Source organism: Actinomadura miaoliensis, from assembly GCF_039536785.1.
In the GTDB taxonomy this organism is placed as follows: Bacteria; Actinomycetota; Actinomycetes; order Streptosporangiales; family Streptosporangiaceae; genus Spirillospora; species Spirillospora miaoliensis.
Genome location: NZ_BAAAZG010000001.1, coordinates 698,326 through 713,444, shown reverse-complemented (window position 1 = coordinate 713,444; position 15,119 = coordinate 698,326). Strand labels below are relative to the sequence as shown.

The window sequence follows — 15,119 nt, the reverse complement described above, 5'->3', positions numbered from 1 at the left end:
CGCGCGCCGCGGTCAGCCCTTCAGGGCGGCCGCGACCGCGTCGGCGAGGGTGGTGGTGGGACGGCCGATGAGGGCGCGCAGGTGACCGGAGCCGGTGGTCAGGTCGCCGCGCGCGATGCCGGTGTCGCTGTCGGCCAGGATCCTGGCGAACGGCTCGGGCACGCCCGCCGAGACCAGCGCCTCGGCGTACTCCTCCTCCGACAGGTTCCGGTATTCGATCCGCCTCCCGGTCTGCCGGGACAGCTCGGCGGCGAGCTCGGTCATGGTGAACGGGGTGTCGCCGCCCAGCTCGTACACCTTGCCCGCGTGCCCGTCCCCGGCCAGGACGGCGGCAGCGGCGGCGGCGTAGTCGGCCCGGGTGGCGGCGGCGATCCGGCCGTCCCCGGCGGCGCCGATGAGCGCGCCGCTCTCCAGGGCGGGCGCCAGGTCGCCGGTGTAGTTCTCGACGTACCAGCCGTTGCGCAGGAACACGTACGGCAGCCCGGACTCGCGGATGAGCGCCTCGGTGGCCTTGTGCTCCTCGGCGAGGGTCATCTTCGTGGTGTCGGAGTTGAGGATGCCGGTGTAGGCGACGAGCCCCACCTTCGCGGCGACGGCTGCCTCCACCACGTTGCGGTGCTGGGGGAGGCGCCGGCCGACCTCGCTGCCGGAGACGAGCAGCAGCGCGTCGGTTCCGGCGAGGGCGGTGGCGAGGGTCGCCGGCTCGTCGTAGTCGGCCCGGCGTACCTGGACGCCGCGTTCGGCCAGGTCGGCGGCCTTGGCGGGACTCCGCACGGCGGCGACGATCCGTCCGGCGGGCACGCCGCGCTCCAGCAGCGCCGCGACGGTCAGCCGGCCGAGTCTGCCGGTGGCTCCGGTGACGGTGATCACAAGGGCTCCTCTCAACGGTGAGTGCGTACTGGCCATCATGCACTAACTAATCGACAGCACTAACCAACAGTGAGAGGTGTCACGGTGCAGGGGCCGCCCGGGCGGTTACCGTTGAGACATGACCAGCACGAGCCCGGACGTGACCGGTCCCGCCTCCGGCACCGAGGCCGACATCACCGACGAACTGGTCGCGGACGTGTTCGCCCGCGCCTGCCCGTCCCGCCGCACCCTCGAGAACGTCACCGGCAAATGGGGCACGCTCGCCCTGGCCGCGCTCGCCGACGGCAGCCACCGCTTCAACGCGCTGCGCCGCCGCGTCGACGGGGTGAGCGAGAAGATGCTGTCGCAGACCCTGCACGTGCTCGAACGCGACGGCCTTGTGGTGCGCGACGTGCGCGCCACCATCCCCCCGCACGTCGAGTACAGCCTGACGCCGCTCGGCGAACGCGTCGCCGCCAAGCTCCGCGAGCTGATCCACCTGGTGGAGGACGAGATGCCGGCGGTGCTGGCGGCCCGCGCCCGCTACGACCGGGCCCGCGCCGCGGACTGAGGCACGGCCGGAGACGCGGGCCGAGGCGCGGACTGAGGCGCGGACTGAGGCGCGGACTGAGGCGCCGGCTCAGGCGCGGTGCCCGGCCGGGAGGCTTCCAGCTGACATTCAGTTTCGCCCGGTAAGGTGAACGGCCGGGTGAGCCGGGAAGTCTGGTCGGCACGGAATCGGCGCATGTCAGAAGGGTGTGGTCCCGTGCCGGCGATCGTTCGCACCGGCTGCCGTCATGGCCCCCCACCATGCCGTTCCCGGGGCCGCCCGCGCGCCCCCGGGCGGCCCGCCGCGCGGCGGGCCGGCCGTGTTCCGCGCTCACCCGACGAACCGGTTCGGACAGGTCAGGAGTGATGCATGCGGATTCTCGTCCTCGGCGGTGACGGGTACCTCGGGTGGCCGACGGCGCTGCACCTTTCGCGGTGCGGCCACGACGTCGCGGTCGCCGACAACTTCGCGCGGCGCCAGTACGACTTCGAGCTCGGCGTCGAGAGCCTGGTGCCGATCGAGACGCTGCAGACGCGCGTCGCGGCGTGGCGGGAGGTGACCGGTGCGTCCATCGAGGTGTTCGTCGGCGACCTCACCGACGCCGACTTCACCTACGACATGCTGCGCACGTTCCGGCCGCAGGCCGTGGTGCACTTCGCCGAGCAGCGCGCCGCGCCCTACTCGATGATCGACCGCAAGCACGCGGTCTACACCCAGGTCAACAATGTCGTGGGGACGCTCAACCTGCTCTACGCCATCGCCGAGGTGGACCGTGACATCCACCTGGTCAAGCTCGGCACGATGGGCGAGTACGGCACCCCCAACATCGACATCGAGGAGGGCTGGCTCGACCTGGAGTACAAGGGGCGCAAGGACCGGGTGCTGTTCCCCAAGCGGCCCGGGTCCTTCTACCACCTGTCCAAGGTGCACGACAGCCACAACATCGAGTTCACCTGCCGGATCTGGGGCCTGCGCGCCACCGACCTGAACCAGGGCGTGGTGTACGGGCAGCAGACCCCCGAGACGGCGCTCGACGACCGGCTGGCGACCCGCTTCGACTACGACGCGGTGTTCGGCACCGTGCTCAACCGGTTCGTCATCCAGGCCGTGCTCGGGCACCCGCTGACCGTCTACGGCGGCGGCGGGCAGCGCCGCGGCATCATCGACATCCGCGACACCGTCCGCTGCGTCCAACTGGCCTGCGAGAACCCGGCCGAGCGCGGCGAGTTCCGGGTGTTCAACCAGATGACCGAGGCGATGAGCGTCCAGGAGATCGCCGACACCGTGGTCCGCTGCTTCCCCGGCGACGCGCGCGTCGAGCACCTGGACAACCCGCGGGTCGAGCACGAGGACCACTACTACAACGTCACCCACACCCGCCTGCTGGAGCTGGGCCTGACCCCGCACCTGCTCTCCGATACGCTGATCACCTCGCTGTTCGACGTGACCAAGCGGCACGCGCACCGGGTGCGGCCCGAGGCCCTGACGCCCAAGGTCGACTGGCGCCGCCACGCCAGCCCCGTGCAGGAGACATGACCGACCGGGAGCCGCCCATGACCTCATCCGAGGGCGCGTTCGCCCGCGCCACCGGCCGCACCGTGCCGGCCGAGGACGGCGGCGCCGACAAGCCCCGCTACCGGCGCTACCAGTACGACCTCATCGCCCCGCACTGCGGCCGCAGCGTGCTGGAGGTCGGCGCCGGGCTCGGCGAGTTCGCCGCGCAGTTCACCGGGCTGGACCGGCTGGTCGTCACCGACGTCGACCCGGACGCGGTCACGCTGCTGAAGAACCGCTTCGCCGACCGGACCGAGGTGGAGGCCCACCAGTTCGACCTGGCGGGGCCGCAGCGCCTGGACCGGCCGGTCGACACGGCCGTGGCGATCAACGTGCTGGAGCACTTCGAGGACGACGCGCACGTGCTCGCCGTGCTGGCGCGTTCGGTCGTCCCCGGCGGCACGATCGTGCTCTGGGTGCCCGGCTACCAGAGCCTGTTCAGCGAGTTCGACCGCCGCGTCGGGCACTTCCGCCGGTACACGCCCGCGACGCTGCGGGACGCGATCCGGCGGGCCGGGCTGGCGTGCGAGCTGTCGCGACCGGTGAACCTGCTCGGCGGCGTCGCCTGGTGGGCGGCGATGCGGCTCGGCAAGGTGCAGGGGCCCAGGACGGGGGCCGTGGGCGTGTACGACCGCGTGCTCGTCCCGGCCACCCGGGTGCTCGACCGGCTGCTGCCGATCCCGTTCGGGCAATCAGTGCTGGCCGTCGCCCGGGTGCCGGACGACGTCCCGCAGGCGGGGAAGGCGCGGTGAGGCGATGACCGCCACCGCGCCGACCCGGCCGGCCGACCCCGCGGCGCGGGGCGGCGGCCGCTCGTTCCGGCGCGTGTTCACCCGGTACACGATCGGTTCGGTGCTGGCGGCCGTGGCCAGCGAGGCGGTGCTGCTGCTCACCTACGGGCCGGGGCTGCTCGGCCCGCAGGCCGCGTCCGTCGCGGCGTGGGCGGCGGGCGCGGCGCTCAACTACGGGCTCAACCGGTGGTGGGCGTGGGGCCGCCGCGGCCGCGCCGACCTGCGCCGCGAGCTGCTGCCGTACTGGGTGATCGCGCTGACCACCATGGCCCTCAGCGCGTGGGCCACCGGCGTGGCCGACCGGCAGGTCGACCGGCTGGTGGAGTCCGACGCGCTGCGGGCCGCCCTGGTGGGCGGGGTGTTCCTCGCCGTCTACGGGGTGATGTTCGTGGTGAAGTTCGTCCTGTTCCACTACCTGGTGTTCGCGGACGGCGGGCGTTCCGGGCGCCGCCCGCGCCCGGCGCGCCGTTCGCGCCACCAGGTGCCGAACACGACGCGGGAGTAGCGGTACCCGTACACCAGGTTGCCGCCCTTCTTGGTGGTCCCGGCCGTGCGCAGCCGCATCGTCGCCGGGACCTCCTTCACCCGGTACCCCCGGGAGATCACGCCGATCAGCAGCTCGGACGCCTGGTACTGCGGCTGGCGCAGGGTGACGGCCGCGGTGACCTCGGCGCGCATGGCGCGCAGGCCGAAGGAGGTGTCGGTGACGCGCTGCCCGGTCAGCAGGCTCACCAGCCAGGCGAACACGTGCACGCCCGCGCGCCGCACCCGGTCGTAGGTCTCCTGGCGGCCCAGCCGCCGCGACCCGGTGACGAAGTCGGCCTCGCCGCGCAGCACCGGTGTCAGCACCCGCTCGATGTGCGCCGGGTCGTACTGGCCGTCGGCGTCGGTGGTGACGATGTACTCGGCGCCGCCCTCGCGCGCGATCCGGTATCCCAGGCGCAGCGCCGCGCCCTGCCCCCGGTTGACCGGGACGTCGCAGACCATCGCGCCGTTCTTGCGGGCGACCTCGGCGGTGGCGTCGGACGAGCCGTCCACCACCACGATCGTCGCGGTCTCGTGCCCGCCGACCGTCGCGGGGACGGCCCCGACGACCTCGCCGATGCCGTCCTCCTCGTTGTAGGCGGCGATGACGATCGCCACCGGCGGCAGCCGCGTCCCGTACTCGGCGCGGAACGCCGCCAGCGCCGCCTCGTCGACGTCCTCGACCCTCTCGTTCACCGCCGTCACGACGCCGCCCCCGCGGGGGCGAAGTCGGGCCACACGGTCGCCAGGCCGGAGCGCAGGTCGTGACGCGGCTCGTAGCCCAGGGCGCGGGCGGCGGAGATGTCCAGCACGACGGCGGGCATCTCCCCGGCCTTGGCCGGCACGTGCTCGACGGGGATCGGCGCGCCGGTGACCTCCCGGGCCGCCTCGATCAGGTCGTTGACGCTCGTCGACCGGCCCGACCCGACGACCAGCGGCCCGGTCAGGCCGGTGCGCCAGGCCAGCAGCACCGCCTGGACGATGTCGTCGACGTGGACGTAGTCGCGCATCTGGCGGCCGTCGCCGTACACCTGGACGCCCTTCCCGGCCGCGGCGGCGCGCATCAGGCGGGGCACGAAGCTGTCCTTGTGCAGCATCCCCGGGCCGTACACGTTGGCGAACCGCAGCGCGCACGCCCGCATGCCGTACACGCCCGAGTAGGCGCTGAGCAGCATCTCCGCGGCCGCCTTGGTCGCGCCGTAGGGGGTGAGCGGCCGCAGCGGCATCCGCTCGCTGATCGGCGCGTCGCCCACGTCGCCGGTGACGGCGTTGGTCGAGGCGAACACCACCCGGCGCACCCCGTGCTCGCGCGCCAGCTCCAGCAGCCCGGCGGTGGCGTCGACGTTCAGCCGGTACACCCCGGCCGGGTCCTCGATCGACCGCAGCACCGAGGTCGCGGCCGCCAGGTGGACGATGCCGTCCGGTCCGGTGCCCACCGCCCGCTTGCGCACGTCGGGGTCGCAGAGGTCGCCCACCACCGAGCGGACCGCGGGATCCGGATGGGGACGCTGGTCGGCGACGACCACCTCCGCCCCGGCATCGAGCAGGGCCGCCACCACGCGGCCGCCGATGAACCCCGCGCCGCCGGTGACCAGCACCCGCGCGCCCTCAAGCTTCGCCTCGTCCGGCGACTCCAACCCCTCCACCGGCGACTTCTCCCTCACCTGCGTTCACCCGTGACGCTCGCGTGCACCTCTACGAAGGTCGACCCTAATGGACCTTGGCCGCAGCTCCGGCCGCGCAGGCGCGTCGCCGCGCGCCCGGTTCGTCGGCCGGCGCCCTCGTTCGGCATGATGACCGGCGGAGGGGAGGACACCCGGTGACCCATGTGCTGGCGGCGGGCCTGCCGCTGACGATCGGACTGGTCCTGGCCGTGACCGCCGCGCGCGCGGGGTGGCGGCCGTCGCTGACCGCGGCGCTGGCGGTCGGCGCGCTGCTGCGGCTGGTGCTGCTGGTGATCGCCGCGCGGGACGGCTGGCAGCCCTACGACCTGGCCGAGGACTTCCGCTCCACCGCCGACACCGTGCTCGACGGCCGCGACCCGCTGGTGCACCTGCGGGAGGGCGGCTGGCACTTCCTGCCCTTCCTGGCCTACGTCCTGGCCGGGCAGCGGGAGCTCGGCGAGCTGCTGGGCGTGCCGTGGAGCGTCGTCGGCCGGACGGTGCCGATCCTGTGCGACCTCGCGCTGATCCCGCTCGTGGGCAGGCTGGCCGCCGACCCGGACAGGAGCGGGTTGCGCGCCTTCCAGTACGCCTGCGCCCCGGTGGGGGTGATGGTCAGCGCGATCCACGGCCAGTTCGCCCCGATCACCCTGCTGTTCGGGGTGGGGGCCCTGGTGGTGGCGCGGGGCGGCGGCCGGTGGGCGGGCCGCCCGCACGCCGCCGGGATCCTCGTCGGGTTCGCGGTGACCTCGGCGAGCTGGTCGGGGCTGATGCTGCCCGGCGTGCTGCTCGCCCTGTCCGGGGTCCGGCACCGGCTCGTCGCGCTCGTCTGGACGGGCGTCGTGCCGCTGGTGTTCCTGCTGAGCGGCTGCGTGTTCCTGGGCACGCCGGTGGGCGACCTGCCCGCGACGCTCGCCGAGTCGCTGTCGACGCGTCCCGTGGTCGGCGACTGGGGCTGGACGGCGGTGGCGACGGGCGGGCAGCAGGTCGTCGATCCGGCCTACGCCCGTCCCGGGCTGCTGATCCTCGCGGGCGGGGTGCTCGCCGCGGCGTGGTGGTGGCGCAGGGCCGACCCCGCCGTGCTCACGCTCGCGCTGCTGCTGGCCTTCCTGATCGCCACGCACCGGTTCGGCACGCAGTACCTGGCCTGGCCGATGCCGTACCTGATCGCCCTGGCCGGGCGCGCCACCTGGCCCGTCATCACCGTGTCCGGGCTCTGGGCGGGGTTCGGCTACCTCTACACCACCCGCCTGGACGAGTTCGCCTGGCGCGACGCCCACGTGTGGTGGGCGCTGTCCTCGCTGGTCGTCATCGCCTTGCTCGTCCGCGCGCTGCCGCCCCGCGACCTCGGCGTCCCCTGGACGTCGGGAAGCAGTGAACGGGGCGAGCGGGCCCGGAGGGCGGCCGCCCAGACGCCCGCGCCGTAGGCGAGATCGTCCAGACGGCGGGCCAGCACGAAGCGCACCGGATCGAGGTCGGGGGAGACGCGGAGGTACTCGGCGACGCCGTCGGCGACGGCGGCCACCGCCACGGCGCGCCGGGCGCGCCGCGAGAACAGGCAGGCGGTGAGGCTGAGCGGCCACCAGTGCCGCAGCAGCAGGGCGCTGGTCTGCCCGGCGGTGCCGACCAGCCCGAGCCGGGTCAGGTCGGCCGCCAGACGGCGCGGGTGGTCGCTGCCGGAGACGGTGCGGGACAGCCGCGTGAACACGACCGCGACCACACCCGCCGCCACCGGCACCGACCAGCGCCGTTGGGCGAGGACCGCCGCCGCGACGGCGGCGCTCCACGGAGACAGGACGGCGGGGGCCACCAACGCGCCGTGCCGCTGGGCCAGCGGGTGCGCCCCGGTGCCGTAGTACGCCTTGCGGCGCATCCACGCCGTCAGCCGGGTGCGGTGGTCGTGCCAGGCGGTGGCGGCGGGCTCGTACCGGACCTGCAGCCCCCGGGCGGCCAGGCGCCACACCAGGTCGACGTCCTCGGCGACGCGCATGCCGTCGGTGAAGCCCTCGCCGAGGGCGTCGACCCGGGCCACCAGGCACGCGCTGGGCACCCAGCTCACCGCGGAACGCGGGTGGACGAGCGCGGGCGCCGGGCCGAGGTCGAGGGACGACCGGGCGTCCTCGTAGCGGGAGATCCAGTTCGGCTTGCCCCGCTTGCGCAACCCCAGGATCTGGGGCGCGGCGGCGGCGACGCGAGGATGGTGGAAGTGACGCAGCAGCGTGGCGATCGCCTCGGGAGCGACGACCACGTCGGAGTCGACGAACGCCACGAACGGGGTGTCGACCTTCTCCAGTCCGGCGTTGCGCGCCCCGGCGGGGCCGAGGTTGCGGGGCAGGCGGACCAGTTCGGCCTCGTGCCGGGCCGCCACCCGGGCGACGGCCTGCGGGTCGTCGGAGAGGTCGTCCACGACGACGACCCGGACGCGGCCCGCCAGGCCCGTCAGCAGCCGGTCCAGCGCGACGGCACGGTCGCGGACGGGGACGACGACCGTCACCTGCGACAGGTCCACCGGGGGCAGCTCGGCGACCACCGGGTCCGCCACGCCGACGGCGAGCAGCCGCTCGGCGAGCCGTTCCGACAGCCGGTCGGTGACCTCGACGCGGCGGCCGCGCAGCAGCGAGGCCGCCCGCCGGTTCAGGTGGAGCAGCCGCATGGGCGCGCCGCCCACCAGGGTCCGGCCGCCGTCGTACACGCGGACGCGCCGGCCCAGCTCCACGACGAAGCCGCGCGGCAGGCCGGACGGGGCTGGAGTGCGGCTCATCCCCGGAACCCGCCCTCCGCGCCGATCACGGTGCCGGTCGCGACGCCGCCGGCCCGCGAGCAGCAGAACGCGATGACCTCGGCGATCTCGGCGGGCTCGATCAGCCGCTCGGTGAGCTGGGACGGGGCGAACGACTCCACGTCGTCCAGCCCGTACAGGCCCGCCGTGGCCGACAGCATCGACGTGCGGGTCGAGCCGGGCGAGACGGCCACGGCGGTCGCGCCGGTGCCCACCAGGTCGGCGGCCAGGCCCCGGACGAGCCCGACCACCGCGTGCTTGGCCATGCCGTAGCCGGACAGGTGGAACAGCCCGCGCGTCCCGGCGGCCGAGGCGACCGCCACGAAGCGGCAGCCGCCGGGGTCGGGGCCGGCCAGCATGCGCGGCACCGTGACGGCGGCGGTGTTCCACACCCCCATGACGTCCACGTCCCACAGCGCCCGCACGTGGGCTTCGGGCGTCTCCCACAGCGGCCGGCCCCCGGAGATCACGGCCGCGGCGGCCACGGCGGCGTCGATCCGGCCGAACCGTTCCACGGCCGTCGCCGCCGCGCGGTCCAGGGCGGCGCGGTCACGGACGTCCGCGACCAGCGCGACGATCTGGTCGGGGTGCTCGTCGCGCAGGGCGTCCAGCTCGTCCTTGCTCGCGAGCGCGTAGGTCACCCCGGGCAGGTCGTCGGGCACCTCCCCGGTGCAGGAGTCCACGGCGACGACCCGGTAACCGCGTCCGCACAGGGCCCGGACGGTGGCGGCGCCGATGCCCCGGGCGGCGCCCGTGACCAGCGCGACCCGCCCGGCCTCGGACCCGGGGCTCATCGCCGGGCCTCCCGGACGCGGCGCAGGCGGCCGTCGGCGCCGGGCTCACCGGCGTCGATCAGCGCGCACACGTCCTCGACCATCCGCCGCAGCACCCGTTCGCCCTCGGCGGCGGTGGCGGCGGTCGGGTCGCCGAGCACGCCCGACGGCGACACGGCGGCGACGCCCGAGGCGGCCATCGCGGGGAGCAGCTCGGCGACGGGCGCGGTGTTGCCGGGCGCGGCGCGGGTCATGTCCACCCGGTCGGGGGCCAGGTGCAGCATGAGCGAGGTCTCGGTGAACCCGGCGTGCGCGTCGGCGGCCTCCGCCTGGCACGGCGCCCACGCCACCCGGTGCCGCTCCTGCCGCATCCGCGCGACGGCGTCCGACAGGCTCGGCAGGTTGCCGCCGTGCGCGTTGACGAACACGATCCGCCCGCACCAGGTGGACAGCGAGCGCACCAGCTCGACCAGCATCGACCGCAGCGCCTCGTGGCCGATGGAGATCGTCCCGGCGAACGACTGGTGCTCGCCGCTGGCCGCGTACGTGACGGGCGGCGCGACCAGCACCGGCTCGTCCGGATGGCGGCGCGCCAGCTCGGCCGCCGCGCCCTCGGCCACCGCCACCGCGATCGCGGTGTCGGTGTCCAGCGGCAGATGCGGCCCGTGCTGCTCGAACGACCCCACCGGGACCAGGACGAGCGTCCCCTCGGGGACCTGCGGCCAGGACCGCCGCGACAGCAGCGCCCGGTCGCTCATCGCGGGTCCGGTCCGGGCGCGGCGCCGAGCGTGCGGGTGAAGCCCTCGGGCACCAGCACGTCGTCGGGCGTCAGATCGTGGATCGACGAGCGGCCCAGCCCGAGCAGGGCCGAGTCGATGCCGCCGCGCAGGATGTCCAGGACGTTCTCCACCCCGGCCTGCCCGCCGGCGGCCAGCCCCCACAGGTACGCGCGGCCGATCATGACGGCGCGGGCGCCCAGCGCCAGCGCCTTCACCACGTCGCCGCCCCGCCGCACGCCGCCGTCCATCAGCACCTCCACCTGGTCGCCGACGGCGGCCACGACGGAGGGCAGCACCCGGATCGGCGCGGGCGTGCCGTCCAGGTTGTTGCCGCCGTGGTTGGACACCGAGATGGCGGTGACCCCGGCGTCGACGGCGCGCCGGGCGTCGTCCACCCGGCAGATGCCCTTGAGCATGAACGGCCCGTCCCACCGCCGCCGCATCCAGGCGATGTCGTCCCAGGTCGGCGGGGGAGTCTGCATCCACTCACCGTACGCGCCGAAGAACGTGGGCGCGGGCTCGCCCGGCTCGGCCAGGTTCGGCACCGTCAGGTCGGGCAGGCGGCGCGAACGCGCGTACTCCGCCAGCCAGGCGGGACGCGACAGCGCCTGCGGGGCCAGGCGCGCCATGGCCCTGAGGTCGAGCCGCTCGGGGATCCAGGGGCTGCCCCAGTCCCGGCCGTGGGAGAACGACCAGTCCAGCGTGACGATCAGGCCGGCCGCGCCGGCCTCCCGGGCGCGCTCCATCCGGCGGACCATCCAGTCCTTGGACCCCATCCAATACATCTGGAAGAAGGTCCGCGAGTTGGCCGCGACGACCTCCTCGACCGGCTTGCTGGCGAACGAGCTGAGCCCCATGGCCGTACCGCGCGCGGCGGCGGCCCGCGCCACCGCGACCTCCCCGTCGGGGTGCACCGCCTGCACGCCGGTCGGGGAGATGATCACGGGCAGCGAGACGGACTGCCCCATGACGGTGGTCTCCTGGTCGCGCTTGGCCGACAGGTCCGCGACGTGCGGCGCGAAGCCCAGCTCGGCGAACGCGGCCATGTTGTCCCGGTACGACGCGCCCCGCTCGGACCCGGCCAGCAGCGCCGAGTACACCGACCGGGGAAGCCTGCGGCGGGCCCGCCGCTGCGCCTCGACGACCGTCTCGAACCACGCGTTGCCCATGCCCTACCTCTCAGTCGATGTCGTGAATCCGGCGAGCGGGCTCTCCACGCAGGGGGACGCCGGGGGCGCCGCCGGGTCGGGGCGCCTGCCGATCCGCACCGGCACGGGGCCGGGGGCGCGCCGCGACCGGGGCTCGGTGCGGTGGGAGTGGTCCTGTCCGGGCGCGGGCACGGCGCGCCGCGGGTCGGCCAGCGCCGCCTCGCCGTGGCCCTGGACGCACTCGGGGTCGGGCCCGTCCAGCGGCAGGCCCGTGAAGAACTTGGCCGCCATGCACCCGCCCCGGCACACGTCGTAGAACCGGCAGGACGAGCAGGCGCCGCCGTCCTGCGGCGCGCGGAGCCGCGCGAACAGCTCCGAGGTCCGCCACACCCGGCCGAAGCCCCCGTCGGTCAGGACGTTGCCCGCGCGGAAGGTGTCGTGGATGGCGAACGGGCAGGCGTACACGTCGCCGACCGGGTCGATCAGGCACACCACGCGCCCGGCCCCGCACATGTTCAGGCCCGGCAGCTTCTCGCCGAACCCGGCCAGGTGGAAGAACGAGTCGCCGGTGAGGACGTTCTCGCCCGCCCGCACCAGCCACTCGTACAGCTCGCGCTGCTGGGCGGCCGTGGGGTGCAGCTCGTCCCACACGTCGGCGCCCCGGCCGGACGGGCGCAGCCGCGTCAGCCGCAGCGTGGCGCCGTGCTCGTCGGCGATCCGCTTGAACTCGTCGAGCTGGGGCACGTTGTGCCGGGTGACGACGACCGACAGCTTGGCGTCCCGGAACCCGGCCGCGGCCAGGTTGTCCAGCGCCCGCATCGCGGTGTCGAACGATCCCGGCCCGCGCACCCGGTCGTTGACCTCGGCGGTGGCGCCGTCCAGCGACACCTGCACGTCCACGTAGTCGGTGGACGCCAGGTAGCGGGCGCGCGCGGGGTCGATGCGCACGCCGTTGGTGGAGAACTTCACGCCCACCTGGTGGTCGACGGCGTACTCCAGCAGGTGCCAGAAGTCCGGGCGGACGGTCGGCTCGCCGCCGCCGACGTTGACGTAGAACACCTGCATCGCCTGCAGCTCGTCGATGACCGCCTCGCACTGCTCGGTGGTCAGCTCGCGCGGGTCGCGCCTGCCGGACGACGACAGGCAGTGCACGCACGACAGGTTGCAGGCGTACGTCAGCTCCCAGGTCAGGCAGATCGGCGCGTCCAGCCCGCGTTCGAACATCTCGATGAGCGAGCCGGAGGCGGAGCCGACCGCGCCGTTCCCCGCGGCCGTCGTGTCGGTCATGGTGCCTCTCCCGTGGTGTCGCGATGGCGGATCATGTCGGCGTCGGCGAGGCCGCGCAGCGCCCTGGCGTAGGCGCCCCACTGGGCGGTGGGCACGCCCGCCCGCTCCAGCGCGGTCCGGGCGTCGGGCGCGCCGCCCAGGCCCCGGACGACCTCCACGAGCTCGCGGCGCTTGAGGAAGGTCAGCCGCCGGTTACCGAAGTGGTAGGCCAGCGCCCCGAACGGTTCGGGGCGCAGCGCCACCGACGGTGACAGCTCCCATGCCTGGTCGAGGATCTCGGTCACGATCGGCTCCCCGGCCCGGGTGTCAGTAGACGCCGCACATGCCGTCGATCGAGACCTCCTCGATCAGCGACTCCTCCTCGAACACCTGGTCCGTCGCCTCGTCGACCTGCGGGACGGTCTCCTCGACCGACATCATGGGCTCCGGCATGACGCCTCCTCGGCTCGGCTGGACGTGTCATGGACTTTAATGGCACTGAGGGTCAAAAAGAAGGGGGCGATGTGCGGTCAGTATCCGGGCGCCCGAAGGGCCGTCCGCCCGCCACCGATCACGCCGCGATCGAACGGGCGGCGTTCGCGCTGTTCACCGAGCGGGGCTTCGAGGGCACCACCCTGGACGCGATCGCCGAGGCCGCGGGCATCGGACGGCGCACGCTGCTGCGCTACTACCCGTCCAAGAACGACATTCCGTGGGGGCGGTTCGACGAGAGCCTGGCCGACCTGCGCGGGTCGCTGGCGGCCATGCCGGACGACATCCCCGTCCACGAGGCCGTGCACCGCGCCGTGCTCGCCTTCAACCACGTGGACGAGGGGGCCGTGGCCCAGCACCGGCAGCGCATGACGCTGCTGCTGCGGACGCCCGCCCTGCAGGCCCACTCGGCCCTGAAGTACCGGCAGTGGTGCGAGGTCATCACCTCCTACGTCGCCGGCCGCCTGGGCCTGCCCTGCGACGCCCTGCTGCCGCGCGCCGTCGGCAACGTCAGCCTCGCCCTGACGCTGTCCGCCTACGAGGAGTGGCTGGAGCGCGAGGGCCGCACGATCGAGGAGTGCCTCGACGAGGCGCTGTCCGGCCTGCGCGCCTACTTCGCCGGCACGGTCGGTTAGCCCCCGGAAGCCGGGCGGGCGGGGCCGGCGGCCCGGCCCCGCCTCCAGGGGAGCTACCGGGTCAGCCGGTGCGCGAGGTGGCCGGCGGGAAGCGGACGATGCGGTCGTCGGCCGAGGCGGGCGTGCCGCGGCCGTCGCGGTTGCTCGTCATCACCCACAGCCAGCCGTCGGGCCCCAGCGCCACCGTGCGCAGCCGCCCGTAGGCGCCCGTCAGCACCGCCGTGGGGCTGCCCGCCGTTCCGCCGCTGCCGTTCAGCGGGACCAGCCAGAGCCGCTGGCCGCGCAGCCCGGCCGCGTAGAGCGTGTCGCCCACCACGGCGGCGCCGCTCGGCGAGGCCTCCGACGTCGCCCAGGTGACGATGGGGGCGCGGTACGCCGGCGTGCCGCCGGGGCCCTCGACCTGCGGCCAGCCGTAGTTCCCGCCGGGCGTGATGTGGTTGATCTCGTCCCAGGTGTTCTGCCCGAACTCGCTGGCGTACATCCGGCCGCCGCCCCAGGCGAGCCCCTGCACGTTGCGGTGCCCGAGGGTGTAGATGACCGAATTCGGCGTCGGATTGCCCGGTGCCGGGGATCCGTCGGGACGCATCCGCAGGATCTTCCCGGCCGGGGTGTTCGGATTCTGCGCGTTGGCGGTCTGGGCGGCGTCGCCGGTGCCGACGTACAGCATTCCGTCGGGGCCGAAGTGAATGCGGCCGCCATTGTGAATGGTCGACTTGGGAATTCCCGAGAAGACGACCTGCTCCTGCGGCGAGGCGGCCAGCCGGAAGCGGACGACGCGGTTGTCGGACGCGGCGGTGTAATAGGCGTAGACGTAGCCGTCCTGCGCGTAGGACGGCGAGACCGCCAAGCCCAGCAGCCCGCCTTCGCCCGCGGGCCGCACGCCGGACAGCCGGGCCACCTCGGTGGGTGCCGACCCCGGGCGAAGCCGCAGGATGCGGGCGGTCGCCCGTTCCGACACCAGCGCGCTGCCGTCGGGCAGGAAGGTCAGGCCCCACGGCACCTGAAGGCCGGTCGCCAGGACCTGGGGGGCGGAGAAGTCGAAGGACGGGACGGCCGCCGTCGTCCGGTTCGCCGCCGCGCGCGGCGCCGGGGCGGGGGGAACGGCGACCAGGGAGAAGGTGACGGCGAACGCCGCCGTGGGAGCCAGTATGCGTTTGTTCAGGGGCACGGCATTCCTTTCGCCATTGGACGGGCAGGTCGGTTTCGGCCCCTAGCCGCGGGCGGGAGCATGCCCGCGTCGCCTTGACGGTACCCGCCTCCTCCGGCGCTGGGAACCCTCGGTTTCCAGGCGTTTCCCCAAACGTCCAGGTGAGCGGC

General features: G+C 74.4%; 16 protein-coding genes. 5 read left to right on the top strand and 11 right to left on the bottom strand.

Annotation, left to right across the window (positions count from 1 at the left end; translation table 11 throughout):
- Positions 1-12 precede the first annotated feature (12 nt).
- Positions 13-870 (bottom strand): SDR family oxidoreductase, encoded by an 858-nt coding sequence (locus tag ABD811_RS03275; RefSeq protein ID WP_344940405.1) that lies wholly within the window; start codon positions 868-870, stop codon positions 13-15.
- Positions 871-988: 118 nt separating this feature from the next.
- Between ABD811_RS03275 and ABD811_RS03270 the strand changes: the two genes are divergently transcribed.
- The 4 genes from ABD811_RS03270 to ABD811_RS03255 all read left to right on the top strand — a co-directional run bounded on the left by ABD811_RS03270 (position 989) and on the right by ABD811_RS03255 (position 4,249).
- Positions 989-1,420 carry a winged helix-turn-helix transcriptional regulator gene (locus ABD811_RS03270; protein ID WP_344940402.1) on the top strand — a complete coding sequence of 144 codons (432 nt, stop codon included), beginning with the start codon at positions 989-991 and terminating at the stop codon, positions 1,418-1,420.
- Between the two features lie 348 nt (positions 1,421-1,768).
- Complete coding sequence (locus ABD811_RS03265; RefSeq protein WP_344940399.1) at positions 1,769-2,935, top strand: NAD-dependent epimerase/dehydratase family protein; 1,167 nt, start codon at positions 1,769-1,771, stop codon at positions 2,933-2,935.
- Between the two features lie 17 nt (positions 2,936-2,952).
- The gene (locus ABD811_RS03260; RefSeq protein ID WP_344940396.1) at positions 2,953-3,705 is read left to right on the top strand and encodes a class I SAM-dependent methyltransferase; all 753 of its coding nucleotides are present in this window, start codon (positions 2,953-2,955) and stop codon (positions 3,703-3,705) included.
- Between the two features lie 4 nt (positions 3,706-3,709).
- Positions 3,710-4,249, top strand: a complete 540-nt coding sequence (locus ABD811_RS03255) for a GtrA family protein (RefSeq protein WP_344940394.1) — start codon at positions 3,710-3,712, stop codon at positions 4,247-4,249.
- Here ABD811_RS03255 and ABD811_RS03250 read toward each other — a convergent pair.
- From ABD811_RS03250 to mftA, 9 genes are all read right to left on the bottom strand, one after another.
- The gene (locus tag ABD811_RS03250) at positions 4,156-4,965 is read right to left on the bottom strand and encodes a glycosyltransferase family 2 protein (RefSeq protein ID WP_344940391.1); all 810 of its coding nucleotides are present in this window, start codon (positions 4,963-4,965) and stop codon (positions 4,156-4,158) included. The genes ABD811_RS03255 and ABD811_RS03250 overlap by 94 nt on opposite strands.
- Positions 4,966-4,970: 5 nt before the next feature.
- Positions 4,971-5,933 carry an NAD-dependent epimerase/dehydratase family protein gene (locus ABD811_RS03245; RefSeq protein WP_344940387.1) on the bottom strand — a complete coding sequence of 321 codons (963 nt, stop codon included), beginning with the start codon at positions 5,931-5,933 and terminating at the stop codon, positions 4,971-4,973.
- A 1,234-nt stretch (positions 5,934-7,167) separates the two neighbouring features.
- The gene (gene mftF, locus ABD811_RS03240; RefSeq protein ID WP_344940384.1) at positions 7,168-8,691 is read right to left on the bottom strand and encodes a mycofactocin biosynthesis glycosyltransferase MftF; all 1,524 of its coding nucleotides are present in this window, start codon (positions 8,689-8,691) and stop codon (positions 7,168-7,170) included.
- Positions 8,688-9,503, bottom strand: coding sequence for a mycofactocin-coupled SDR family oxidoreductase (locus tag ABD811_RS03235; protein ID WP_344940381.1), 816 nt, complete (start codon positions 9,501-9,503; stop codon positions 8,688-8,690). Before ABD811_RS03235 ends, mftF begins: the two co-directional genes overlap by 4 nt.
- Positions 9,500-10,240: a mycofactocin biosynthesis peptidyl-dipeptidase MftE gene (gene mftE / locus ABD811_RS03230; protein ID WP_344940378.1), complete on the bottom strand. Its 741-nt coding sequence runs from the start codon at positions 10,238-10,240 to the stop codon at positions 9,500-9,502. Before mftE ends, ABD811_RS03235 begins: the two co-directional genes overlap by 4 nt.
- Positions 10,237-11,430, bottom strand: coding sequence for a pre-mycofactocin synthase MftD (mftD, locus tag ABD811_RS03225; RefSeq protein WP_344940375.1), 1,194 nt, complete (start codon positions 11,428-11,430; stop codon positions 10,237-10,239). The genes mftE and mftD overlap by 4 nt, the downstream gene beginning before the upstream one ends.
- 3 nt (positions 11,431-11,433) lie before the next feature.
- Entirely contained in the window at positions 11,434-12,696 is a 1,263-nt protein-coding gene (gene mftC, locus ABD811_RS03220; protein WP_344940371.1) for a mycofactocin radical SAM maturase, read from the bottom strand.
- A complete protein-coding gene (gene mftB / locus ABD811_RS03215; protein ID WP_344940368.1) occupies positions 12,693-12,980 on the bottom strand; it encodes a mycofactocin biosynthesis chaperone MftB in 288 nt (95 codons plus the stop codon). The genes mftC and mftB overlap by 4 nt, the downstream gene beginning before the upstream one ends.
- 22 nt (positions 12,981-13,002) lie before the next feature.
- Positions 13,003-13,128: a mycofactocin precursor MftA gene (gene mftA, locus ABD811_RS03210; RefSeq protein WP_344940364.1), complete on the bottom strand. Its 126-nt coding sequence runs from the start codon at positions 13,126-13,128 to the stop codon at positions 13,003-13,005.
- A gap of 71 nt (positions 13,129-13,199) precedes the next feature.
- On the opposite strand from mftA, the gene mftR reads away from it, so the two are divergent.
- Complete coding sequence (gene mftR, locus ABD811_RS03205; RefSeq protein WP_344940361.1) at positions 13,200-13,802, top strand: mycofactocin system transcriptional regulator; 603 nt, start codon at positions 13,200-13,202, stop codon at positions 13,800-13,802.
- Positions 13,803-13,863: 61 nt separating this feature from the next.
- On the opposite strand, the gene ABD811_RS03200 is transcribed toward mftR, so the two are convergent.
- Complete coding sequence (locus ABD811_RS03200; RefSeq protein WP_344940356.1) at positions 13,864-14,970, bottom strand: PQQ-dependent sugar dehydrogenase; 1,107 nt, start codon at positions 14,968-14,970, stop codon at positions 13,864-13,866.
- Positions 14,971-15,119 lie beyond the last annotated feature (149 nt).